We start from the raw sequence: 25,745 nt of genomic DNA, 5'->3' as shown, positions 1-25,745 counted from the left end.
CACAGTTTCTAATTATATTTTTTTCAATCATATCTATATTCTTGTGTAAAACATGTGCTATTTCTTTTGCATTGTATCCTTTTGAATACAATTTTCTTACTTCTTCTATGTCTACTACTTTTTCATTGTTCTTTTTATGTATCTTTTTTAAATCTCCACAGTTTCTAATTATATTTTTTTCAATCATATCTATATTCTTGTGTAAAACATGTGCTATTTCTTTTGCATTGTATCCTTTTGAATACAATTTTCTTATTTCTTCTATAATAGAATTGTTGTTCTTCTTATGTATTTCTTTTAAATCCTTACAATTTCTAACTATATACTTTCTCACACTCTCATAACCTATTTCTAATGTAGTAGCTATTTCTTTTGCCCTATATCCTTTTAAATACAAATCTTTTATTTTATTTTCTTTCAGTTCCCTCACTTGTTTCCTCCTTAAAAAAAGACATAAATATAGAGTTATTTGATTTTTATTACATTTATTACATTTCGGACATTTCGGACATTTTGGGACATTTTTAGTTTGTTAACATATTTTTGCCAATTCAATTACAAACTAAAAAAAAGATACCTTGAGCATCTTTTATACTAAAATACAAAAAGATAGTCTCTTTTCGGTAACTGGCTGACTTAGCTAATTAGCCTTAGTCCCTATAGTTTTGCGTCACTAAATTTCTCTAGCTTTGCCCTTATATTCAATTTTTATGCTTCCATGAATTCTCTACTAGCATTAAGAATGTCATAGATAGAAACACTATATAGTTTAGATAATTTTATAGCTTTATCTAAACTTATTTTTGTAGACCTCTCAATGCCTGTAACTCCTGATGTTGTCATGTTTAGAAATATAGCCACATCAGTTTTTGTAAGACCACTCTTTTCTCTTAATTCAGATAATTTATTTTTTTTCAAATTAAAAATCACCCTCTTTGTTGTTTTTATTCAAAATAAACAATGTATTTTAAAAATTAACACAATATTTTTTATTGTGTCACAAATTAAGCTATAAATTATTTACATCTACATCTTCTTGTTCATTAGATTTTTTATTATTATTAGCAGATGAATTTTGTAATGCATGAAACCAATATGCTAATTTTTCTATATTATCTAAATCATTCACATCTTTGACTTTATATAAATGACTTCTTATACTTGCTATTAAATTCTCTCTATCTTTCATTAAACCACCTCTTTGTGTATATATACATTTTTATAGCTATATTGGTGTATTTATACACATTATATCATCGCTTATTATTTTTTTCAATAGCAAATGTAATAATATACACTTTTATCAAAATAGATGTGTAGCTTAACACATAATTCAATGGTATAATAATCTAAAAGAGGTGAAAAGAGGTGATTTGATGTGCGAAATAGATAAAGACACAAAGACAAGATTTATTGAAATAAGAAAAGAAAAAAATCTCACTCAAGAGCAACTTGGAGAAATATTAGGTGTCACTAGAAATGTAGTTGCAAACATTGAAAACGGTCGTATGGAGGCTAGTAAATTATATGTTAACCACTTTTGTTCTAAATTTAATATAAATAAAGACTGGCTTCTTTATGGAGTTGGAAACAAAGATAGAGATTATTTAAGTGAATCAGAAGAAAAGTTATTACTACAAATATTACCAGATGTTTTTTCAGATATAGCTCTTGATAACAAATCTAAAATGAGAAATATTATTGAATTATTACCAGAATTAGATAATGAGTATTTGGAAATAATAGAAAAACTTATTAAAGGTATCATAAAAAAATAACCCTGTTAATGGGCTATTTTTTTTTCTATTTGTTTTAAATATTGATAAGTGAATTCAAGAACTCTGTCATTACGGATAATTTTTATAATATGAATCATTTCTTTTTTCATTTTTTCTTCAAGTTCTTTTTCTATCATATCATTTCCCCCTAAAAACAATCTATATAAATTAATCTTTTAACTTATTTACATTTTAGCACAAAAAATGACCTCAAAAATATTGGTACGACCCATATTTCAGTTATTATTTTACATATTTTCTTATATATCTTATAAAATATAAATCATTCTACATTAATACACTATATTTCCATTTTAAATTTATAGAATTATGATATTTTTAATATTTTCCAGTATTTTCTAAATATATATTATTGAAAAAATTATTTATTTTTCTTTTTTTCGACATATAATGTAAGAGGGGGGGTGATTAATTGCTGAACAAAACATTAGTCTATAATTAAATAAATATGTATGTATACAAACTTAAATATGTTTTTTCAGCATAACAATATGAAAAATGTGTTAAAATCTAATCGTAAATCAAAAAAACTAACTCAAAATCAGTTGAGCAAATTGGCTAACATAAGTCAAAGTTATATTTCTGACCTAGAGAAAGAATATTTTGTACATAGTCCAACAGTAAAGCAAATTATATCACTCTCAGAAGCCCTTTCTATTGATCCATGTGAGTTGGCAGAATATTTTATTGAAAAAGAAATTGAATCAAAATAAGACAGGAGGTATATTATGAATAAAGATTTTTTAGATGAACTTGATAAATTAAGTAACCCAACAATTAGTGAAATTATAGAAGTAGCAGAAAAATTATCATTAGACCCATGTGTTGTTGCGTCTTATTTTATTGAGAAAGAAGAGAACTGTAATATCTCTATTTAAAAGTTTTTTATAAATTATATATAGAGTAAGCATTTATAATACTTTTGAGATAGTTTTTTTGGTCCTATAGTAAAAAATTTTATACAAAAAAGAAAGTAAAAAATAGTACTTTAATTAGTGCTATTTTTTAATAAGTATAAATAAATATATAAATAGTATCATATATATATACAGAAATAAATACAAAAATTATAACAATAATTAATACAGTAATTAGCAAAAAGTTAAACTAAGAGAAATAGAGTAATTTCAATGCTTTTAAAAAATATAATTTTTAAATTTATAAAATTTGAATATAAGTATCTTTTTTTTATAGATAATTATTTTTATTTACTTAATAATTAATTTATAAATATTAATAAAAAACTTTCTATTGTGAATAATTTTTGACCTAAAAAAGCATAAAAAATAGAACTAATAAGACATTTTACATTCTAAATAGTTCTATTTCTTTGAAAGAAAAATTTAATATAAACACTAATAGGAGTAGCCAAAATTAAATTTTTTGAACTACTCCTTATATTAGATTTTTATATTACTAATATTATATTACTATTTTTAAACTTCCATTTTTATTTATATTTTTAACAATTATAGTTCTTATAAACGCACCTGGATTTTTTATTTCACTGTAATTTATATCATTTTCATCAATTGTATATTCATTAAAAAGGTAATTTAGAGTTTTTAAGACTCTATTAATACTATACTGTATAGATAAACTAACTAAATCATTTATAATAAGTTCTTTCTCTAGTTCAAGTTGTCTATTCAAATCTTCTTTATATAATTCATGTTTATCTAAATTAACTTGTTCAAGCACTTTGCTATAATTAGCACTTAAAGAGCAACCAGTATTGTTAAAGAATTTTTCTATCTTTTCTTTAATAAAATTAATATATCTATTTCTAACCTTTTCCTTTGTTTCATAACGACTTGTATCTATTCTATTGTTACTTATATCAAATAAAGTCTTAGAACCTTTCAAAAAGGCTTCTAAACGCTTACTTGATTTTCGTAAATAGCTTGGAAGAACAGATATAAGATTTTCTTTATTAAATTTAACTTTTTTACCTTTGCTTGTATTAGCATCAGCCCAAAGCAATTTTTTTATTTCTAATTTTAACTCATTAACATTATCAAATTTAAGTAAATGTTTTAATGTATCTAAAGACATAGTTATATAACCTTGTCCACCATCAGACTTTTTTAAATGATTTTTATACTCACCATCTATAACTATATCAAATTTACCTCTTTTGGTTTCAGTTGAGTAAACTAACCCAGTCTCAACTAGAACAGAATGATTATATCTTGCTGTTACAACAGAAACATTGCATATATCAGCGATGTTTCTAAAAGAAACTGATTTTCTTACTAGATTTTTATTACAAGGTATAAAGTGATATGCTATAAATTGTTTTATAGCTGCCTTACTTAGATGTATTGATTTATTTTTATTTGTTATAATTTCAATAGTACCTTTAGCAGTTTCTTTTTCTATTACATAAGAAAACTCTGTAAAAGTTTTAATTTTAGTGCAGTTTGAGCAAAATGCATCTAATCCATTTTTATGTAAAGAGTATTTATTCTTAATCTCGCATGAATTACAAGCAGAGTTATCTATTTTTTCTATTTTTCTTGTAGATGTTTTAAAGATATCCAGCATATTTTTTAGCTTGGATTTAGATATACGTGTGATAGGTTTTAAGTTTTGAATTACTGTAAACTGGCTATCCATAATGAATTCCTCCTATATGTGTTTAAAACATATAAAAAAGCCTTAATATTAATAATATCAAGGCTTTGAGACATCACATTTACAGTAACTTCCATCAGATTTAATCCAAAATAAGCATTAAAAGTATTGCAAGTAATCATAAAATATGATATTATAATCATAAATTATGAAGTAAATAAGAGTCTACAATGGCACATGATAATTAATAGTGGTCTGAAAGTTTTATTAATTGTCAGATTGGTAAGTGAATTGGCGTTCCTTATCAATCCTGTGATTCGTAGGCTTTTTTTATTTGTTTTATTATATTATATTTTATATTTTAATTTTTTGCAATTATTTTTATATTAATATTTAATATTATCAGTTTTTGTAACTATGTTATTTAGTCATTCCGAGTAGAGAAATCATTCAATTCTTTTGAATCTGTTTTTTAAGAATAAACTTAATTTCCTCTTTATCTTGCTTGTCTAAATTTTTAAAACGCTTTACAAAATAAAAAAGCAATTCTTTTTCATCTTTTTCTAAATCAGTAGTATCTATTTTAATTTCTTTTTTTGAATGAAGTATAGCTATTTTTAAATTTTCCATTTCATCATTTGATAAATTGTACTTTTCTACAATTATATTTTGCCATTTCTTTGGAATATTTCTTTTTCCTGTCTCTACCATAGACAAATAGGATGTAGCAACATTCAATTTCTTTGACATATCTTCAAGAAGTTCATTATTGTCATGTCTTAATTTTCTTAAGAATATACCAAATTCTGTAACATTTGAAAGTTTCATATAGGTCATACCCCTTTCTAACTATATAATATCACTTAATAAAAAGATAATCAATATATTTCACAATATATGTGAATATATATTGTGAAAAAATAATTAATTTATACTAGGTATATATAAAGTAATCTATACTACCTGCTAATCTTGATACATATTCTTGGATTACTGTTGTAGAAATGAATATTTTTTACATAAAAAAGTAAAGTAATTTTTTATAATAACTGTTTATATAAAATAAAATTAGGGAATATATTAAAAAAATCTTATTAAATATACTAAAATAATAAATCATTTTATTGATGTAGTGTTAAAAATGATTTATTATATAATAGTATAGTTTTTATATATAGGGGGATAGATATGGAAATATTATTGTTTGATAATGATGTTAACTTTGGAATGAATTTAAAAGAAGTAGTAGATAATATCTTGATTAAAGAGAGCTTTGACTGTGACATAGTGAAGCTATATAGAAATGCAGAACTATTCTTAAGAGATATTAAAAAAGAAAATAAAATAAGAATATTTTTTATAGGTATTAATTTTGTTTATAATTTAAATAAGAATCTGTGCGATGGATTATGGTTAGCACAACAAATTAGAAATTCAGATTATGTAAGTCCTATTGTATTTCTTTCAAGTTATATAGAAATGGGTAGTAGCATTTTTGCCTACAAACTTGCACCTATGGATTTTATATCAAAACATAACATGGATACTCTTGAGGAAAGAGTAAGAACTTGTATTAAAATTGTTCACAATAGATATACGAAAAAAATAGATTATGAAGAAAACTTTTTTACTATTTATAAAGAACATGAACTTTGGAGAATTTCATTTGATAAAATAATATATTTTGAGACAAGTAGCCAATCTCATAAGATAAAAATTGTAACTGTAGATTATGAAATAGAAGTTTATGATAGTTTAAAAAATATCATAGATTTAGATCCTCGTCTATTTCGTATACATAGATCATTTATAGTTAATTGTCAATATATAAAATTGTTAAATATAAAATATAAGTATGTGGAAATGATTAATGGGGATAAATGTCCTGTAGCTGATTCGTCTTTGCAAGTAATAAAAAAACTGTTTGCTGTAAGACAGTGCTAGTTTGATACATTTTTTACAAAAAAGGGCTGTTATATAATAATTCTAAATTATTATATAACAACCCTATTATTTATAGTATTTCTAATCATATTTTCCTATTCCTGTTGGCCTCTATAATTGATTTCTTTCATTTATTACCATAAATTCTTTGTCAAAAACTCTAACCTATTCACTTTCTAATTCTTTCGAATCAAATTCAACTTTACCAAATTTTTTTGAATATTTTATAGCATTATTAATAATTTAATCTAAAATATATGCCTTCTATTTAGAATTCTTAGTGAGATAGCTTCTTTTTTACAAAAATATATAATATATAATGTATTCTGTTATTTCCTAAAAACCAAATATGTTGCCTTTAAAGCCATTTATTTTTATAAAAAACTATTTTTTATAAAAATAAATGGCTTTAAAGCAAAAAAGGGCTCAATTAAGAAATCTATTCTATATTTTGGAATTTAAATTATATAATATTATTAAAATAAAGTTTAAAAGTTATTTAAAATGATGTAAGGAGAGGTTTTATGTGAAAAATATTAGAAATACTATTTCTAAAGTATTAGTGATATGTCTTATTTTGACAAGCATTTTATTTAGTGGTGGTACTTATGCTGAAAGTTTAGCTGGATATTCAAATCAAAAGATAACTACTATTAATTATCAAGTTCCTATAGAAAGACCTGAAGATTTTCTTAAAGACAGAGACAAAGCTATAGAATGGGAAAAATCAGAGGCTGAAAGAATCGAAAAGGGATTTGGAAAAGCAGAAAAAGAATCTTTAACAGAATATAAGAAAAATTCAGGAGAGATAAGTAAATATTCTAGAGAAAGAAATTATTTTTATGATTATCAAATGGAAGCGAATCCTTTTGAAAAAGAGTATAAAGAGATTAAAAGTACAATATCAAAAAATAAATTAGATAAGCCTATGTATGTTTATTATTTTGAATCAGCTGATAAATTCGCTTTTAATGGAGAAATTAGAGGAAATTCAGAAAGTGAAATTAGTCTAGAAAATTTTAATAAATTTAAAGATACTGTACAAGATAGGTTATTTAAACAAGATGGATTTAAAGATGTATCTTTATATGAACCAAGTAAAGAAGATAGTAAACCTACACCTTTATTTGTACATTTGAAGCTTCCTAAAGGAACTGGAATGTTACCATATCAAAATAATGAATCAGTAAGTACATTAATAGAACAAGGATATAGTGTAAAGGTTGATAAAACAGTTCGTGTAGTCATAAGTGGAAAACAGTACATAAAGGTTGAAGCATCCTTAGTAAATAGTCTTGATTTTAAAGATGAAGTAGGTAAAGGAGATGCTTGGGGAAAAAGTAATTATAGTGATTGGGCAAAAGAATTAAACGCAAGTCAGATTGATGCATTACAATATTATATGGTAGCTCAAGGATATAAAGGTATTAATGATTATTTAATAAAAAATGGACCAGTAAATGATCCTAATCCACAATTAGATGCTTATATAAACAATATTGAAAGTGCATTAAAAGGTAAACCTCTTCCATCTAATTTAACTGTATACAGAAGATGTGGAGCTCCTGAGTTTGGCTTAGAAACTTCATCACCTGGATATAATTTCAACTTAGAAGCAAATGTAAATACATTTAAAGAGAAATGGGAAGGTCAAATATTAACATATCCAAATTTTATAAGCACAAGTATAGGTAGTATAAATATGAATGGATTTGCAGCTAGAAAAATAATACTACGCATAAATATGCCAAAAGGTTCTTCTGCTTCATATGTATCATCTTTTCCAGGATTAGGAGGAGAATTTGAATTTCTTTTAAATCGTGATAGTAAATTTAAGATTAATAAAGTTGATACCTATAAAGATGGTACTACGACAAAAGTAATTGTTGATGCAATATTAGTAAATTAATGTTTAACAAGTAATTAAAATAAACTTTTAATACAAGGGGGAGAAATAATGAAAGTACAAATGAAAAACAAAAAGATATTAAGTTTTTTAACACTTACAGCTATAGTTAGTCAAGCTTTAGCATATCCTGTATATGCACAAACTACTACAAATAATTATGCAAATCAAAAAAGAGAAGTAGCAAGTGAAGATACGATTCCAAGCAATGGATTAATGGGCTATTACTTTGCAGATGAGCACTTTAAAGACCTAGAATTAATGGCTCCAATACAAGATGGTAATTTAAAGTTTGAAGAAAAGAAAGTAGACAAGCTTTTGGATAAAGACAAATCAGATGTAAAATCTGTACGTTGGGTAGGAAGAATAATTCCTTCAGAAGATGGTGAATATACATTATCGACTGATAGAGATGATGTGTTAATGCAAGTAAATGCAAAAGGTGATGTGTCTAAAACACTTAAAGTCAATATGAAGAAAGGTCAAGAATATAAAGTCAGAATAGAATTACAAGATAAAAATTTAGGTTCAATTGATAACTTATCATCGCCTAAACTTTATTGGGAATCAAATGGTAGTAAAACAATTATACCACAAGAAAATCTATTCTTAAGAGACTATTCTAAAATAGAGAAAAATGACCCATTTATTCCTAATAATAATTTCTTTGACCCAAATTTAATGTCTGACTGGGAAGATGAAGACCTGGATACAGACAATGATAATATTCCAGATGCATATGAAAGAAATGGTTATACTATTAAAGATTTGATTGCTGTAAAATGGGAAGATAGTTTTGCAGAGCAGGGATATAAAAAGTATGTATCAAATTATTTAGAACCAAATACTGCTGGAGATCCATATACAGACTATGAAAAGGCTTCAGGTACATTTGATAGAGCTATAAGTAAAGAAGCAAGAGACCCATTAGTTGCAGCATATCCAATTGTCGGAGTTGGTATGGAAAAATTAATTTTATCTACAAATGATCATGTTTCTACAGATCAAGGAAAATCAGTTTCTAGATCTACTACAAACAGTAAAACTGATGCAAATACAGTTGGTGTATCTGTCACTGCTGGATATCAAAATGGATTTACAGGTAGTGTAACAGCAAATTATTCTCATACAACAGACACTTCAACTGCTGTACAAGATAGTAATGGAGAATCTTGGAATACAGGTTTACAAATAAGTAAAAGTGAATCAGCATATATAAATGCAAATGTTAGATACTATAACACTGGTACTGCACCTATGTATAAAGTAACACCAACGACAAACTTAGTTTTAGATGGAGATACACTATCAACTATTAAAGCACAAGAAAATCAAATTGGCAATAATTTATCTCCTAATGAAACATACCCTAAAAAAGGTGTATCTCCTTTAGCACTTAATACAATGGATCAATTTAGTTCTAAACTAATACCAATAAATTATGAACAACTTAAGAAATTGGATGCTGGAAAAGATATTAAACTAGAAACAACACAAGTAAGTGGAAATTTTGGTACAAAGAATAGTCATGGACAAATTGTAACAGAAGGAAATAGCTGGTCAGATTATATAAGTCAAGTAGATAGTATTTCTGCATCTCTTATATTAGACACAGGAAGCCAATCTTATGAAAGACGTGTTGCCGCTAAAGATTCATATGATCCAGAAGATAAAACTCCACAATTAACAATTGGAGAAGCAATTGAAAAAGCTTTTGGTGCTACTAAAAAAGACGGATTATTATATTTTAATGGAGTAGCAATTGATGAGAGTTGTGTCGAACTTATATTTGATGACTATACAGCTGATACAATTAAAGAGAGATTAAAAACTTTAGATGATAAAAAAATATATAATGTTAAACTTGAAAGAGGTATGAATATACTTATAAAAACACCTTCATATTTTACTAATTTTGATGGTTATAGTAATTATCCTAATGCATGGACTAATACTGATACTACAAATCAAGATGGTTTACAAGGTGCAGCTAATAAATTAAAAGGACAAACAAAGATTACAATACCAATGTCTAAGTTAAAGCCTTATAAACGTTATGTTTTCAGTGGATACTCAAAAGATCCTTCAGGTTCTAATTCAATATCTGTAAACGTAAAGGCAAAAGAACAGAAAACAGATTATTTAGTACCAGAAAAAGATTATACAAAATTCAGTTATGAATTTGAGACAGAGGGAAAAGACTCTTCAGATGTAGAGATAACATTAAATGGTAGTGGTACAACATTCTTAGATAATTTATCTATTACAGAGTTGAATAGTACACCAGAAATACTTAAAGAGCAAGATGTTAAAGTTCCAACTGATCAAGAAATAATAGATGCACATAAGACATATTATGCAGATTTTGAATGGAACACAACTACTGGACAATCTTATTTTAAAGGATATTATTTTAAACCTACTGATACTAATAAAGATGCACTTAATTATATTAATAAATACCATGTATATGCAACTCTTGAAAATGGAGTGTATAAAGATATTGGTACTAGAGATAAAGAAATGCGTAATTATGGAGGAGATGAAAATCAACCTAAAACTAATTATATAAACTTGAAAACTTATGATACAGATTTGGCAAAGATATTAACATATAAACCAATGAAGATATATGCTGTAACTCCTGATAACAGAGAGATATTAGTTTATGAATACCATAAATAAGCAAGCTTAATTTTATAAAAATATAATCCCCAACAAACACTATATTTTACCTTATAAAGCAAGCTGATTAAACAGGCTACTTTATAAGGTGTTTTTATGTAGTAAAAAATATATAATTATAAGTTTTTACTTAATGTTATTACTAGATTTTTATTATACCGACTTCATCAGCAAAAAAATAAAGTAATTTAAAACTATTTCTTGCGATTTAGTTAATGTGAAATATAATGAAAGATTAGTATTTTCAATGCTCTTGATTATATGAGATACTAGAAATTACAGTGAACTGTGAACTACCATACACTTAATTAACCTATGGCTAATTTGAAGTAGTGGCTTCTTGGTCAAGATAACTATTGCTATCAGTATCACCAAGCTAACTCCGAAGTTCCTTCGGTTGGTGTATCAACACTAATAATACCGACTTTTCTCTCGGCAAGAGTCACCCTCGTTGGATTGTGAATGAACTAAACATATAGATTTCATGGCTTGGTTTTCGCTCCATCTATATGTGGCGATTGGTTGAATATTTTATGGTACTAACCTTTTCTAGTACCAACCTTATATATTCAGTTTGAAAAGTTCTAAACGTATTATTAGTATACGACAAATCAAGGTGAAAAACAATTTATTGATTGAACTTACATCCTCCACCTCCTACGGTGAGTAAGAGGAATTTCGACTTATAGTTAAATAATCTAATCAAGATATGAATATTTTAAACTTAGAAGAAAAAATGTAAAAAGCGACTAATAATAAGTGTTCCATATCTAATAAGTTCTTACAAGATGTAAAAGGTTTGTAGTAAATAAAAATAATTTATATATTGTATTCTGTATAATTACATTTCCTGAAATAATACTTATCTTGCCTAAAAAAAATATTTAATATAAAATAACTCATTGTTTTGTAATATAGATGATTAAAGCAAATAATGGTGTTAATTGTGAAATATAACTAATATTTTTATATTTAAACTGTATAATATTATCAGAATAAAGTTTAAAAGTTATTTAAAATAATGTGAGGAGGGATTTTATATGAAAAAGATTAGAAATTATATTTCTATAGTATTAGTGTTATGTCTTATTTTGACAAACATCTTATTTAGTAGTGGTACTTATGCTGAAAGTTTAGCTGGATATTCAAAGCAAAATGCAACTACCATTAACTATAAAGCTCCTATAGAAAGACCTGAAGATTTTCTTAAAGACAGAGACAAAGCTATAGAATGGGAAAAATCAGAAGCTGAAAGAATCGAAAAAGGACTTGGAAAATTAGAAAAAGAAGCTCTAACAGAATATAAGAAAGATTCAGTAGAGATAAGTAAATACTCCAAGGAAAGAATGTATCTTTCAAGTCAAGAACTATTAGAGCATCCTTTTGAAAAAGAATATAAAGACCTTAAAAGTGCAATATCAAAAAATAAAATAGATAAACCTATGTATATTTATTATTTTGAATCTGCTGATAAATTTGCTTTTAATGGAGAAATTAGAGGAAATTCAGAAAGTGAAATTAGTCTAGAAAATTTTAATAAGTTTAAAGATACTGTACAAGATAGATTATTTTCCCAAGATGGATTTAAAGATGTATCTTTATATGAACCAAGTAAAGAAGATAGTAAGCCTACACCCCTATTTGTACATTTAAAATTACCTAAAGGAACTGGAATGCTACCATATCAAAATAATGAATCAGTAAGTACATTAATAGAACAAGGGTATAGTGTAAAGGTTGATAAAACAGTTCGTGTTGTTATAAGTGGAAAACAGTACATAAAAGTTGAAGCATCTTTAGTAAATAGTCTTGATTTTAAAGAGGAAGAAGAAAAAGGGGATGCTTGGGGAAAAGAAACTTATGCTGATTGGCAATCAAAATTGAGTAAGTCTGAAGAATTTGCTCTAGAATACTACAGAAAAAGGGGATATTCAGTAATTAATAATTATCTAATTTCAAATGGACCAGTAAATGCACCTGATCCAGTAATAGATGAAGAAGTAAGAGGTATTGAAAGTGCATTAAAAATTAAACCATTACCAAGTAACTTGACAGTATATAGAAAAGCTGGTGCTCCTGAATTTGGTTTAACAGTTACATCACCTGAATATAATTTTAATTTAGAAGCAAATGTAAATGCATTTAAAGAAAAGTGGGAGGGTAAAACTTTAACATATCCAAACTTTGTTAGTTCTGCCATAACTAGCTTAAAAAACTCTACATTTGCTTCTAGAAAATTTACTATTCGTATGCGTTTACCTAAAGGTACTAATGCAGCGTATATTTCAAATTTAAATGGTTCTCGTAGTGAGCGTGAATTACTTGTAGATCATAATAGTACATTTAAAATCAATAAAATTGATACTTATAAAAGTGGGACTACAACAAATTTAATTCTTGATATGTCATTAGTAAATTAGTTTTTTATACAATTTAAATATGTTTATTTTTAGTATGCGGTATGACATTTTAGTGTTATATCGCTTTTTATATATTATACATTGACCACTATTCTTGTCTATGAAACAGACAAGAATAGTGGTCAATGTATGAACTCATGTACAATCATATAAAATTATGAAAGCTAATGTTAAAGCGTATATTGTATAATTATTTTCTGATATATTCTCTAATGTATTTTTTTTATAAAAAGTCTTTATAAAGTTTATTCATCAATTGTATGTTTAGAGTTTTTAAGAGTCTATTAATACTCTATAATTAGCACTTAAAGAGCAACCAGTATTGTTAAAGAATTTTTCTATCTTTTCTTTTGTTTCATAGTGATAAGAAGGTTTTTAAAATAAATTTCTAGATTTAAATAATATATTTCTACTAGGATATTTATATAAACTAATTAAAGAAGTTGCAATTCATGGATATAAAGATAGGTGATATGATAGAGTAGAACTTTCTTCTGTTTTTGTAGTAGATTCAATTTAACAAGATATTTGGAAAAGTAGCATTCTAAAAATATATCTAATTAAAATTTTTATTAAATATTTTAATTAGACATATTTTTAGAATTATTAATATACAAATACCTAAACTACTTACAACTATAGAGTATTCATTTATTCATCCAGCTCCTTTACTATTTCTATAAAATGTTTAAACTTTTCTTTTTCCAATAAAATTTTCAATTTTAAAGTTTAAGTATTCTCTCTTTCTAACTACAATTTTATAATATGTGTATCTATCAATTTTTTCAGCTGATAAAAATTCTTTTTTAACCAACTCTGATAATAAGGTAAGTGTTGTAGATGTTTTCCAATTATATTTATTTTCCATGACTTCTTTAGAAATCACTTCATCATTTTTTCCCAAATAAATTTCATTACCTTTAACTCCGCTTGTGATATTATTTTAATAATAAGACACCCTCCTAGAATATATTGCAATTTTATACTTACAAAATGAAAATAAGTTATATTAATAAAAAATCTTGTCTATTAAGATAATTTTACATGAATAATTAAGAATATTCTATATAAGGTTCGATATCAGTCATTACAAAAATAATGACCTCTTAAAATCCTGTAAGAAAGGAATATTTTTTATTGCTTTATAATTTATCCTATGCTAGATTACATCGTCTTAAAATCGAAATTTATATTTAGTTATTAAATCATAAAAAATATCATAGAATTAAATATTCTATGATATTTTTTATAATATATTGATATTAATAGGTTATACTATTTATTTATTTATAAATTTCAGTTGTAACTCAGTGAAATCATATTTTTATTTAGTTTTCAATGGTATAATTAACATATAAAGTTTTTTAAGAAAGGTGATTTTTTATGACTGGTTTTATAAGAATTGTAAATAAAAAGTATATAGTCTACTTAGAATATAAGGATGAACTTACTGGAAAGAAAAAACAAAAGAATATGGGTTCTTTTACTAAAAAAAGAGAAGCTAATAAAAGGCTCGCAGAAGTAAAAGATAGTATGTATAAAAATAATATACTAATTCCAAATAATATTTTGTTTAAACATTTTTTAAAAGCATTCATAGAAGAATATAAATCTAGATGGTCAATAACTACTTATAGTAAATATATCAATATATGCAATAAATACATAATAACACATCTTGGTAAAATGAGATTACAAGATATTGATACAATACATATACAAAATTACATAAATACCTTGTCAGATACTCTAAGTTCTAAAACTTTAAAAATACATATTAATATAATGAAACTTGCATTTGAAAGTGCATTTGCTTTAAGAATAATTGATAAGAATCCAACTAAAGGAATAGATTTAATTAAATCAAAGAAGTTTAAAAATGAAATTTATAATGAAGAACAAATAATAAGATTATTAGAAGCTTGTAAAAATACTACTTTAGAGCTACATATAAATTTAGGTGTTGGTCTTGGTATGAGAATATCTGAAATATTAGGTCTTTCATGGGAAAATGTAGATTTCGAGAGAAAAATAATTTCAATAGAGAAAATTACTGCAAAAGTTAATGGAGAAGTTATACTAAAAGATACTAAAACTGAAAGTTCAATCAGAAAGATATCTACTCCAGATGAGATAATGAATCTCTTATTGAAACATAAATTAGAGCAAGAAAGAGAGTTACTAAATAGCAGTATTAAAAATAACTATAATCTATTGTTCATTAATAAGAAAGGGAATCCTATAGATGAAAGTGTTATAAGTCATAGATTTAGAAGATTCCTGGAGTATGAGCAACTTCCTCATATTAGGTTTCATGATTTAAGACATTCACATGTCACATTACTTATGAACTCACATATACCTATAAAGGTTATTTCAGAAAGAGTTGGACATTCAAATGTTAATACCACTCTTAATATATATTCTCACGTACTTGATAAAATGGATAGAGAAGCTTCTGATAAAATAGCAAGTAAATTATACAAGGATGAATCATAAGGCGGATTTTTTCAAAGCTCTACAAATCGAAAATAAAGCTTCACTTTTAAAACATTAAATTATAAATAAGATTCAAAATTATATTTAGAAAAAATATTATCTCAATATCAAGTTAAATTAAAAAAAGTATCTTAGGAGTGCATTCTAATTACATTCAGTGCCAATATTTCTTTATAACTTGAAAACTTTGTTTATAAAGTGTGAGAGTATTTCTATTTCAAGTTTAATACTATATATTTTTTATTAAAGTTTTCTATAAGAGATTTATAATTAGCATATATTATATTTTACTTTAAATATTCATTTAGACTTTCAACATAAGCCTTGCTATTAAGTAATCTTTATCTTTACGCCTAATGCTTGTTTCAATTTACTTATTTACATTATATAGTTTAAATATAAAAATATTATCATCTTTTCATGATTTATATACTTCTCTGCTTTAATTAGCCTTTTTCTGTACAAAATATACTATTTTAATAAAAATTAAGATTTATAAGCAATAAAAATAGATTTTCAGGAATTATAAATATTCAGTATATTATATACATATAATTAATAAAAAAAGAAGTATAATATATAAAATTTTATACTTCTTTTTTTATTAATTATATGATAATATTTTCTTTTATTTTAAGTAGTTTTCTTATATCTTTCAAATATTTATCAGATATAGAGCATTTATCTCCATTAGACATTTTCATAAACTTTCCTTTTATATTTAGCGAAAGTATATGCTGATTATTAACTATAAAGGATTTATGTATACGAGATAAGCAAGAATCTAAACATTCTATACTTTTCAAAGTCTTATAAACATAAATTTCATCTTTTGTGGTTACAATTCTTACTTGATGAGATTTAGAGCATGTACTAATATAGATTATCTCACTCAATGGAATTCTCCAAACTTCAAAATCTTTATGAATAGTAAAAAAATTTTCTTTATAATTTATCTCTTTAAAATACCTTTCATGAGAAGTTTTAATACAAGCTCTTATTTTTCCTTCAGCAGTATCCATATTATGTTTAGATATAAAGTCCATAGCTTCAAGCATATAATTAAAAATACTCATACCTATTTCTACATAATTTGAAAGAAATATAATAGGGCTAACATAGTCATTTTTTCTAATTTGTTGAGCCAACCATAAGCCATCACAAATATCTTCATTTAGTTTATATTCAAAATCAACTCCAATAAAAAATATTCTTACTTTATTTTTCTCATTAATATCTCTTAAAAATAAATCTGCATTACGATATAATTTTACAATATCATTATCAAATCCATCTTTGATTAGTATCTTATTTATACAATCTTTTAACTTTCTTCCAAAAGCAACATCGTTATCAAATAATAATATATCCAATATAATTCCTCCCACAACAATAAAAACTGAAAATTCAAAAAAAAGATTTTTTAAAAAATCATTATGCAGTGTTTTTTAAAATATACTACATTAATAAAGTGTTTTACTTTTATAATATATCATAAATCAAAAATATTCAACCTATTTATTAAGTATATTTAAATATTATTCTAGTTTTATCATTTAAATTAATATTTTATTAAGTATTTTTTATCTAATATTGCAACTTTATTATTTTTTATTTCATAAATGTTGTCAAATCTCTAAAAATATAATCATTATAAGTATAAAGGGAGATGATTTTATGCAAAAGTCTTTTTATGAATTAATTATTTTATCAAGAAGCAACTCAGTAGATGACTTGCAAGAAATTCTAATTATGTTTAAGCCATTAATAAAAAAACTTAGTAAATTTTTACATTATGAAGAGGGAGAAACAGACTTGATAATATTTTTTATTGATTTAATAAAAAATATTAATTTAAAAAAAATAACAAATAAAAGCGATGCTATTATAGTCAAGTATATTCATAAATCACTATTAAATAAAATGTTTCAGTTGTCTAAAAGATATTCCAAAATGAAGTTTCAATTTGTAGAATTTGATGAAAAACTACTAAATATGAAAACTGATTATCAAAATAAGTGTACTTTTGAAGAAGATATTTGCTTCATTGACTATATTTTTGGCGAATTATCTGGTATTCAAAGAAAAGTAATTTTTTATAAATATTTAAAGGGATATTCTGATAAAGAAATATCAGTGAAATTAAAAATATCAAGACAGGCTGTTAATAAAGCTAAAAATAGAGCCTTTAAAAAAATAAAAAAAGACTATGAAAATTTTTTAAATTTATAATTAATATTGATATAAAATATATTGATCCTATGCAGAAATAACTTAATTTTTATATTATAGTTACAAAAGGTTTACATATTTATCTTAAGCAACATCGTTATCTAATAGAAGAGCAAATTAATCAGATGAGCATCTTCAATTTAAAATGTTAGGAAGTGAATGTATATGAAAACTTAAATTAATATTAATATACCCTGCAGATAGAAAGAAGAATATGTAATAAACTTTCACCATTTATATCGATACAAAATATATTGATCCTATGCAGAAATAACTTAATTTTTATATTATAGTTACAAAAAGGTTTACATATTTATCTTAAACAACATCTTTATCTAGTAGAAGAGCAAATTAATCAGATGAGCATCTTCAATTTAAAATGTTAGGAAGTGAATATATATGAAAACTTAAATTAATATTAATATACTCTGCAGATAGAAGGAAGAATATGTAATAAACTTTCACCATTTATGTACTTAGTTCCAATAAAAATATAATAGTAAAGGAGAAATTTTTATGAGCTTAGTTAACAGAAAGCAGTTAGAAAAAATGGCAAATGTAAAATTTCGTACTCAAGAAGATGAATATGTAGCAATATTAGATGCTTTGGAAGAGTATCATAATATGTCAGAAAATACCGTAGTTGAAAAATATTTAAAATTAAAAGATATAAATAGTTTAACAGATGCTTATATAGATACATATAAAAAGTCTGGAAGAAATAAAGCCTTAAAAAAATTTAAAGAATACTTAACTACAGAAGTAATAGAACTGAAGAATAGTAATTTAACTCCAGTTGAGAAAAATTTACACTTCGTTTGGATTGGAGGTCAAATAAGTGATACTGCAATTAATTATATAAATCAATGGAAAGATGTAAACAGTGATTATAATACTAATGTTTTTTATGATAGTAATGCATTTTTGATAAACACATTGAAAAAAACTATAGTGGAAGCAACAACAAATGATACACTTGAATCATTTAGTGAAAATTTAAATGACCCTAGATTTGACCATAATAATTTTTATAGAAAACGTATGGAAATGATTTATGATAAACAGAAAAATTTCATAAATTACTATAAAGCTCAAAGAGAAGAGAATCCTGAACTTATAATTGATGATATTGTAAAGACGTATCTTTCAAATGAGTATTCAAAGGAGATAGATGAACTTAATGCCTATATTGAAGAATCTTTAAATAAAATTACACAGAATAGTGGAAATGATGTTAGAAACTTTGAAGAATTTAAAAATGGAGAGTCATTCAAATTATATGAACAAGAGTTGGTAGAAAGATGGAATTTAGCTGCTGCTTCTGACATATTAAGAATATCTGCATTAAAAGAAATTGGTGGTGTGTATTTAGATGTTGATATGTTACCAGGAATACAACCAGACTTATTTGAGTCTATAGAGAAACCTAGTTCAGTAACAGTGGATTTTTGGGAAATGACAAAGTTAGAAGCTATAATGAAATACAAAGAATATATACCAGGATATACTTCAGAACATTTTGATATGTTAGATGAAGAAGTTCAAAGTAGTTTTGAATCTGCTCTAGCTTCTAAGTCAGATAAATCAGAAATATTCTCATCACTTGGCGATATGGAGGCATCACCACTAGAAGTTAAAATTGCATTTAATAGTAAGGGTATTATAAATCAAGGGCTAATTTCTGTGAAAGACTCATATTGTAGCAATTTAATAGTAAAACAAATCGAGAACAGGTATAAAATATTGAATAATAGTTTAAATCCAGCTATTAGCGAGGATAATGATTTTAATACTACAACGAATACTTTTATTGATAGTATAATGGCTGAAGCTAATGCAGATAATGGTAGATTTATGATGGAACTAGGAAAGTATTTAAGAGTTGGTTTCTTCCCAGATGTTAAAACTACTATTAACTTAAGTGGCCCTGAGGCATATGCGGCAGCTTATCAAGATTTATTAATGTTTAAAGAAGACAGTATGAATATCCATTTGATAGAAGCTGACTTAAGAAACTTTGAAATCTCTAAAACTAATATTTCTCAATCAACTGAACAAGAAATGGCTAGCTTATGGTCATTTGACGATGCAAGAGCTAAAGCTCAATTTGAAGAATATAAAAGGAATTATTTTGAAGGGGCACTTGGAGAAGATGACAATCTTGACTTTTCTCAAAATACAGTAGTTGACAAGGAGTATCTTTTAGAAAAAATATCTTCATTGGCAAGAAGCTCAGAGAGAGGATATATACACTACATTGTTCAGTTACAGGGAGATAAAATTAGTTATGAAGCAGCATGTAACTTATTTGCAAAGACTCCTTATGATAGTATACTGTTTCAGAAAAATATAGAGGATTCAGAAATTGCATATTATTATAATCCTGGAGATGATGAAATACAAGAAATAGACAAGTATAGAATTCCAAGTATAATTTCTGATAGACCTAAGATTAAATTAACATTTATTGGTCATGGTAAAGATGAGTTTAATACTGATATATTTGCAGGCCTTGATGTAGATTCATTATCCACAGAAATAGAAACAGTAATAGATTTAGCTAAAGAGGATATTTCTCCTAAGGCAATAGAAATAAATTTATTAGGATGTAATATGTTTAGCTACTCTATCAATATAGAAGAGACTTATCCTGGAAAATTATTGCTTAAAGTTAAAGATAAAATATCAGAATTAATGCCATCTATAAGTCAAGACTCTATTATAGTAAGTGCAAATCAATATGAAGTTAGAATAAATAGTGAAGGAAGAAGAGAATTATTAGATCATTCTGGTGAATGGATAAATAAAGAAGAAAGTATTATAAAGGATATTTCATCAAAAGAATATATATCATTTAATTCTAAAGAAAATAAAATTATAGTAAAATCTAAAAATTTACCTGAGCTGTCTACATTATTACAAGAAATTAGAAATAATTCTAATTCAAGTGATATTGAACTAGAAGAAAAAGTAATGTTAGCAGAGTGTGAGATAAATGTTATTTCAAATATAGATACACAAATTGTTGAGGAAAGGATTGAAGAAGCTAAGAATTTAACTTCTGACTCTATTAATTATATAAAAAATGAATTTAAACTAATAGAATCTATTTCTGATGCACTATGCGACTTAAAACAACAGAATGAATTAGAAGATTCTCATTTTATATCTTTTGAGGACATATCAGAGACTGATGAGGGATTTAGTATAAGATTTATTAATAAAGAAACTGGAGAATCTATATTTGTAGAAACTGAAAAGACAATATTCTCTGAATATGCTAATCATATAACTGAAGAGATTTCTAAGGTAAAAGATACTATATTTGATACTGTAAATGGTAAGTTAGTAAAAAAAGTAAATTTAGATACTACACATGAAGTAAATACTTTAAATGCTGCATTTTTTATACAATCATTAATAGAATATAATAGTTCTAAAGAATCTCTTAGTAATTTAAGTGTAGCAATGAAAGTTCAAGTTTATGCTCAATTATTTAGTACTGGTTTAAATACTATTACAGATGCAGCCAAAGTTGTTGAATTAGTATCAACTGCATTAGATGAAACTATAGACTTACTTCCTACATTATCTGAAGGATTACCTGTAATTGCAACTATCATAGATGGTGTAAGTTTAGGTTCAGCAATCAAAGAGCTAAGTGAAACGAGTGACCCATTATTAAGACAAGAAATAGAAGCTAAGATAGGTATAATGGCAGTAAATTTAACAGCAGCTACAACTGCAATCATTACTTCAGCCCTAGGAATAGCTAGTGGATTTAGTATACTTTTAGTTCCTTTAGCAGGAATTTCAGCAGGTATACCAAGTTTGGTAAACAATGAGCTTATACTTAGAGATAAGGCAACAAAGGTTGTAGATTATTTTAAGCATATTTCATTAGCTGAAACTGAGGGAGCATTTACTTTATTAGATGATAAAATAATAATGCCACAAGACGATTTAGTAATATCAGAAATAGATTTTAATAATAATTCAATAACTCTAGGTAAATGTGAAATATGGAGAATGGAAGGAGGTTCAGGTCATACAGTAACAGACGATATAGATCACTTCTTTTCATCACCATCAATAACATATAGAGAGCCATACTTATCTATATATGATGTATTGGAAGTACAAAAAGAAGAACTTGATTTGTCAAAAGATTTAATGGTATTACCTAATGCCCCAAATAGAGTATTTGCTTGGGAAACAGGATGGACACCAGGTTTAAGAAGTTTAGAAAATGATGGTACAAAACTGTTAGACCGTATAAGAAATCACTATGAAGGTGAGTTTTATTGGAGATATTTCGCTTTTATAGCTGATGCTTTAATAACAACATTAAAACCAAGATATGAAGATACTAATATAAGAATAAATTTAGATAGTAATACTAGAAGTTTTGTAGTTCCAGTAATAACTACAGAATATATAAGAGAAAACTTATCATATTCTTTCTATGGTTCAGGAGGAACTTATGCATTGTCTCTTTCTCAATATAATATGGGTATAAATATAGAATTAAGTGAAAGTGATGTTTGGATTATAGATGTTGATAATGTTGTGAGAGATGTAACTATAGAATCTGATAAAATTAAAAAAGGTGATTTAATAGAAGGTATTTTATCTACACTAAGTATTGAAGATAATAAAATCATTTTAAATAGCCATGAACTTAATTTTTCTGGAGATGTAAATGGCAGTAATGGATTTGTTTCTTTAACATTTTCAATTTTAGAAGGAATAAATGCAATTATAGAGGTTGATTTATTATCAAAATCATATAAATTACTTCTTTCTGGCGAATTAAAAACATTAATGTCAAATTCAAATTATATTCAACAGAAAATAGATTATATAGGATTCAATAGTGAATTGCAGAAAAATATACCTTATAGCTTCGTAGATGCTGAAGGAAAAAAGAATGGTTTTATTAATGTTTCAACAAAAGAAGGTTTATTTGCATCTGAATTATCTGATGTAGTTCTTATAAGTAAGGTTTATATGGATAATAGTAAACCTTCATTTGGACATTATAGTGACATTTTGAAAGATGTTAAAGTTATAACTAAAGATGACATTAATATATTAACAGGTTATTATCTTAAGGATGATATAAAAATATCACTTTCTTTTACTCTACAGGATGAACACACTATAAAATTAAATGGAGTACATTTAGATGAAAAAGGAGTAGCTGAGATTTTAACGTTTATGAATAAAAAGGTTGGTACAAATACTTCAGATTCTTTAATGAGCTTTTTAAAAAGTATGAATATAAACAATGTTTTCAGCCACTCATTACAAGATAAGGTTAATTTAGTGTTAGAGACTAATTTTATAATAAGTGGTATGACTTCTATTGGTCAGTTCGAGTTTATTTGTGATGAAAATGATAATATACAACCATATTTCATTAAGTTTAATGCTCTAGATACTAAATATACTTTATATTTAGGAAATAGACAAAATATGATAGTAGAACCAAATTATGATTTAGATGATTCTGGAAATATATCTTCAACTGTTATTAATTTCTCTCAAAAGCATCTTTATGGAATAGACAGTTTTATTAACAAAGTTATAATTTCACCAAATTTATATACAGATGAAATAAATATAACACCTGTACATGAAACAAATAATACTTATCCAGAAGTTATTGTATTAGATGCAAATTATATAAGTGAAAAAATAAAGGTTAATATCAACGATTTATCTATACGATATATATGGAGTAATGATGGTAATGATTTTATTCTCATGTCAACTATTGGAGAAGATAAAGCATCACAAGTTAAAATAAGATTCGCTAATGTTTTTAAAGGTAATACCTTAGCAAATAAGCTATCTTTTAACTTTAGTGATAAGCAAGATGTATCTTTAAGTGAAATAATCTCAGCATTTACACCTTCAAAGTATGAGGATGGATTTAGTAGCTATAAATTGGGTCTGATTTCTTTCTATAATGAGAAATTTTATATTAATAACTTTGGAATGAAAGTATCTGGATTAATATATATTAATGATTCATTGTATTATTTCAAACCACCAGTAAATAATTTGATAACTGGATTCACGACTGTAGGTGATGATAAATACTACTTTAATCCAACTAATGGTGGAGCTGCTTCAATTGGAGATACAATAATTGATGACAAAAATTATTATTTCAACCAAATTGGAGTGTTACAAACAGGTGTATTTAGTACAGAAGATGGATTTAAATATTTTGCTCCAGCTAATACACTTGATGAAAACCTAGAAGGAGAAGCAATTGATTTTACTGGAAAATTAATTATTGACGAAAATATTTATTATTTTGAAGATAATTATAGAGGAGCTGTAGAATGGAAAGAATTAGATGGTGAAATGTACTATTTTAGCCCAGAAACAGGTAAAGCTTTTAAAGGTTTAAATCAAATAGGTGATGATAAATACTATTTCAATTCTGATGGAATTATGCAAAAAGGATTTGTTAGTATAAATGATAAGAAACACTATTTTGATGATTCTGGTGTTATGAAAGTAGGTTATACTGAAATAGATGGCAAGTATTTCTACTTTGCTGAAAACGGAGAAATGCAAATAGGAGTATTTAATACATCAGATGGATTTAAATATTTTGCTCATTATAATGAAGATTTAGGGAATGAAGAAGGTGAAGCACTTTCATATTCTGGTATATTAAATTTCAATAATAAAATTTACTATTTTGATGATTCATTTACAGCTGTAGTTGGATGGAGAAATTTAGATGATGGTTCAAAGTATTACTTTGATGAAAACACAGCAGAAGCATTTATAGGTTTTTCATTAATTAATGATGAGCAATATTACTTTAATGAAGATGGAATTATGCAAGTTGGATTTGTCACTATAAATGATAGGGTCTTTTACTTCTCTGATTCTGGAATTATAGAATCTGGAGTACAAAATATAGATGATAATTATTTCTATATAGATGAGAAGGGTATAGTTCAAATTGGTGTATTTGATACTTCAGATGGATATAAATACTTTGCGCCTCCTAATACTGTAAATGAAAATATTTATGGACAAGCAGTTGAATACAGTGGTTTAGTTAAAGTTAATGAAGATGTATATTATTTTGGAGAAACATATCTAATTGAGACTGGATGGATCTATGATATGGAAAATGAAAGTGATAAATATTATTTCGATCCAGAAACTAAAAAAGCATATAAAGGTATTAATGTAATTAATGATACAAAATATTATTTTGATGAGAATGGTATAATGAGAACAGGCCTTATATCATTTGAAAATAATCATTATTATTTTAATGAAGATGGTGTTATGCAATCTGGTTATATAAATATAGAAGATAAGATGTTCTATTTTAGTGAAGATGGAATTATGCAGATTGGAGTATTTAATACACCAGATGGATTTAAATATTTTGCACATCAAAATACTCTAGATGAGAATTTTGAAGGAGAATCAATAAACTATACTGGTTGGTTAGATTTAGATGAAAAGAGATATTATTTTACAGATGAATATATTGCAGCAACTGGTTCAGTTACTATTGATGATGAGGAGTATTATTTTGATCCTGATACAGCTGAATTAGTGGTCAGTGAATAAATGTTAAATATATCCCTCTATATTTAAATATATAAAAATAAACAAAATGATGCACTGCATAAAGTG

At 25.5% G+C, this 25,745-nt stretch carries 18 protein-coding genes and 1 riboswitch; of the genes, 10 read left to right on the top strand and 8 right to left on the bottom strand.

Translation table 11 applies throughout. The features are described from left to right. From KGF52_RS05260 to KGF52_RS05250, 3 genes are all read right to left on the bottom strand, one after another. Nucleotides 1-430 (bottom strand): terminase gpP N-terminus-related DNA-binding protein (locus KGF52_RS05260; protein WP_413927385.1); only part of this gene is annotated, 430 nt, incomplete at its 3' end. Nucleotides 431-619: 189 nt separating this feature from the next. Next, nucleotides 620-704: riboswitch (cyclic di-GMP riboswitch) on the bottom strand. 4 nt (nt 705-708) lie between these two features. After that, nucleotides 709-918 (bottom strand): helix-turn-helix domain-containing protein, encoded by a 210-nt coding sequence (locus KGF52_RS05255; RefSeq protein ID WP_227839384.1) that lies wholly within the window; start codon nt 916-918, stop codon nt 709-711. Nucleotides 919-1,009: 91 nt separating this feature from the next. Further along, nucleotides 1,010-1,189 carry a hypothetical protein gene (locus KGF52_RS05250; RefSeq protein ID WP_227839383.1) on the bottom strand — a complete coding sequence of 60 codons (180 nt, stop codon included), beginning with the start codon at nt 1,187-1,189 and terminating at the stop codon, nt 1,010-1,012. Nucleotides 1,190-1,376: 187 nt separating this feature from the next. On the opposite strand from KGF52_RS05250, the gene KGF52_RS05245 reads away from it, so the two are divergent. Next, nucleotides 1,377-1,778, top strand: a complete 402-nt coding sequence (locus tag KGF52_RS05245) for a helix-turn-helix transcriptional regulator (RefSeq protein WP_227839382.1) — start codon at nt 1,377-1,379, stop codon at nt 1,776-1,778. Nucleotides 1,779-1,783: 5 nt separating this feature from the next. Here the strand turns inward: KGF52_RS05245 and KGF52_RS21380 are convergent, their stop codons facing one another. Beyond that, nucleotides 1,784-1,915: a hypothetical protein gene (locus tag KGF52_RS21380; protein ID WP_255646295.1), complete on the bottom strand. Its 132-nt coding sequence runs from the start codon at nt 1,913-1,915 to the stop codon at nt 1,784-1,786. Between the two features lie 336 nt (nt 1,916-2,251). Between KGF52_RS21380 and KGF52_RS05240 the strand changes: the two genes are divergently transcribed. Both KGF52_RS05240 and KGF52_RS05235 read left to right on the top strand, forming a co-directional pair. Further along, nucleotides 2,252-2,512 carry a helix-turn-helix domain-containing protein gene (locus KGF52_RS05240; RefSeq protein ID WP_413927384.1) on the top strand — a complete coding sequence of 87 codons (261 nt, stop codon included), beginning with the start codon at nt 2,252-2,254 and terminating at the stop codon, nt 2,510-2,512. Between the two features lie 15 nt (nt 2,513-2,527). Then, nucleotides 2,528-2,677 (top strand): hypothetical protein, encoded by a 150-nt coding sequence (locus KGF52_RS05235; protein WP_227839380.1) that lies wholly within the window; start codon nt 2,528-2,530, stop codon nt 2,675-2,677. Nucleotides 2,678-3,221: 544 nt separating this feature from the next. Here KGF52_RS05235 and KGF52_RS05230 read toward each other — a convergent pair. Together KGF52_RS05230 and KGF52_RS05225 are read right to left on the bottom strand one after the other, a co-directional pair. Further along, nucleotides 3,222-4,418, bottom strand: a complete 1,197-nt coding sequence (locus KGF52_RS05230) for a hypothetical protein (RefSeq protein WP_227830466.1) — start codon at nt 4,416-4,418, stop codon at nt 3,222-3,224. Between the two features lie 408 nt (nt 4,419-4,826). Beyond that, the gene (locus tag KGF52_RS05225; protein WP_227839379.1) at nt 4,827-5,204 is read right to left on the bottom strand and encodes a helix-turn-helix domain-containing protein; all 378 of its coding nucleotides are present in this window, start codon (nt 5,202-5,204) and stop codon (nt 4,827-4,829) included. A 360-nt stretch (nt 5,205-5,564) separates the two neighbouring features. Here KGF52_RS05225 and KGF52_RS05220 point away from each other — a divergent pair, with 360 nt between their 5' ends. The 4 genes from KGF52_RS05220 (at nt 5,565) to KGF52_RS05205 (ending at nt 13,331) form a co-directional block, all read left to right on the top strand. Next, on the top strand, nt 5,565-6,320 hold the full coding sequence (locus KGF52_RS05220; protein WP_227839378.1) for a response regulator transcription factor: 756 nt from the start codon (nt 5,565-5,567) through the stop codon (nt 6,318-6,320). A gap of 526 nt (nt 6,321-6,846) precedes the next feature. After that, on the top strand, nt 6,847-8,229 hold the full coding sequence (locus KGF52_RS05215) for an ADP-ribosyltransferase (protein WP_227839377.1): 1,383 nt from the start codon (nt 6,847-6,849) through the stop codon (nt 8,227-8,229). Between the two features lie 48 nt (nt 8,230-8,277). After that, a complete protein-coding gene (locus KGF52_RS05210; RefSeq protein WP_227839376.1) occupies nt 8,278-10,911 on the top strand; it encodes a binary toxin-like calcium binding domain-containing protein in 2,634 nt (877 codons plus the stop codon). Nucleotides 10,912-11,951: 1,040 nt separating this feature from the next. After that, nucleotides 11,952-13,331 carry an ADP-ribosyltransferase gene (locus KGF52_RS05205; RefSeq protein WP_227839375.1) on the top strand — a complete coding sequence of 460 codons (1,380 nt, stop codon included), beginning with the start codon at nt 11,952-11,954 and terminating at the stop codon, nt 13,329-13,331. 688 nt (nt 13,332-14,019) lie between these two features. On the opposite strand, the gene KGF52_RS05200 is transcribed toward KGF52_RS05205, so the two are convergent. Further along, nucleotides 14,020-14,235 carry a BlaI/MecI/CopY family transcriptional regulator gene (locus tag KGF52_RS05200; protein ID WP_227839374.1) on the bottom strand — a complete coding sequence of 72 codons (216 nt, stop codon included), beginning with the start codon at nt 14,233-14,235 and terminating at the stop codon, nt 14,020-14,022. 479 nt (nt 14,236-14,714) lie between these two features. Here KGF52_RS05200 and KGF52_RS05195 point away from each other — a divergent pair, with 479 nt between their 5' ends. Beyond that, nucleotides 14,715-15,830 carry a tyrosine-type recombinase/integrase gene (locus tag KGF52_RS05195; RefSeq protein WP_227839373.1) on the top strand — a complete coding sequence of 372 codons (1,116 nt, stop codon included), beginning with the start codon at nt 14,715-14,717 and terminating at the stop codon, nt 15,828-15,830. Nucleotides 15,831-16,438: 608 nt separating this feature from the next. Here KGF52_RS05195 and KGF52_RS05190 read toward each other — a convergent pair. After that, entirely contained in the window at nt 16,439-17,203 is a 765-nt protein-coding gene (locus KGF52_RS05190; protein WP_227839372.1) for a response regulator transcription factor, read from the bottom strand. A 304-nt stretch (nt 17,204-17,507) separates the two neighbouring features. Between KGF52_RS05190 and KGF52_RS05185 the strand changes: the two genes are divergently transcribed. Then, nucleotides 17,508-18,062 (top strand): sigma factor-like helix-turn-helix DNA-binding protein, encoded by a 555-nt coding sequence (locus tag KGF52_RS05185; RefSeq protein ID WP_227839371.1) that lies wholly within the window; start codon nt 17,508-17,510, stop codon nt 18,060-18,062. A gap of 516 nt (nt 18,063-18,578) precedes the next feature. Continuing rightward, a complete protein-coding gene (gene tcdB, locus KGF52_RS05180; RefSeq protein ID WP_227839370.1) occupies nt 18,579-25,679 on the top strand; it encodes a glycosylating toxin TcdB in 7,101 nt (2,366 codons plus the stop codon). Nucleotides 25,680-25,745: the final 66 nt, after the last annotated feature.

The sequence above is a fragment of the Clostridioides sp. ZZV15-6597 genome (assembly GCF_020657815.1).
Taxonomy (GTDB): domain Bacteria; phylum Bacillota; class Clostridia; order Peptostreptococcales; family Peptostreptococcaceae; genus Clostridioides.
This window is presented reverse-complemented; position numbering and strand designations above follow the sequence as displayed.

What these genes read in the sequence shown, in the direction of transcription:
- KGF52_RS05250 (WP_227839383.1), bottom strand. Translation starts at nt 1,189, where the DNA reads ATGAAAGATAGAGAGAATTTAATAGCAAGTATAAGAAGTCATTTATAT.
- KGF52_RS05245 (WP_227839382.1), top strand. Translation starts at nt 1,377, where the DNA reads ATGTGCGAAATAGATAAAGACACAAAGACAAGATTTATTGAAATAAGA.
- KGF52_RS21380 (WP_255646295.1), bottom strand. Translation starts at nt 1,915, where the DNA reads ATGATAGAAAAAGAACTTGAAGAAAAAATGAAAAAAGAAATGATTCAT.
- KGF52_RS05240 (WP_413927384.1), top strand. Translation starts at nt 2,252, where the DNA reads ATGTATACAAACTTAAATATGTTTTTTCAGCATAACAATATGAAAAAT.
- KGF52_RS05235 (WP_227839380.1), top strand. Translation starts at nt 2,528, where the DNA reads ATGAATAAAGATTTTTTAGATGAACTTGATAAATTAAGTAACCCAACA.
- KGF52_RS05230 (WP_227830466.1), bottom strand. Translation starts at nt 4,418, where the DNA reads ATGGATAGCCAGTTTACAGTAATTCAAAACTTAAAACCTATCACACGT.
- KGF52_RS05225 (WP_227839379.1), bottom strand. Translation starts at nt 5,204, where the DNA reads ATGAAACTTTCAAATGTTACAGAATTTGGTATATTCTTAAGAAAATTA.
- KGF52_RS05220 (WP_227839378.1), top strand. Translation starts at nt 5,565, where the DNA reads ATGGAAATATTATTGTTTGATAATGATGTTAACTTTGGAATGAATTTA.
- KGF52_RS05210 (WP_227839376.1), top strand. Translation starts at nt 8,278, where the DNA reads ATGAAAGTACAAATGAAAAACAAAAAGATATTAAGTTTTTTAACACTT.
- KGF52_RS05205 (WP_227839375.1), top strand. Translation starts at nt 11,952, where the DNA reads ATGAAAAAGATTAGAAATTATATTTCTATAGTATTAGTGTTATGTCTT.
- KGF52_RS05195 (WP_227839373.1), top strand. Translation starts at nt 14,715, where the DNA reads ATGACTGGTTTTATAAGAATTGTAAATAAAAAGTATATAGTCTACTTA.
- KGF52_RS05185 (WP_227839371.1), top strand. Translation starts at nt 17,508, where the DNA reads ATGCAAAAGTCTTTTTATGAATTAATTATTTTATCAAGAAGCAACTCA.
- tcdB (WP_227839370.1), top strand. Translation starts at nt 18,579, where the DNA reads ATGAGCTTAGTTAACAGAAAGCAGTTAGAAAAAATGGCAAATGTAAAA.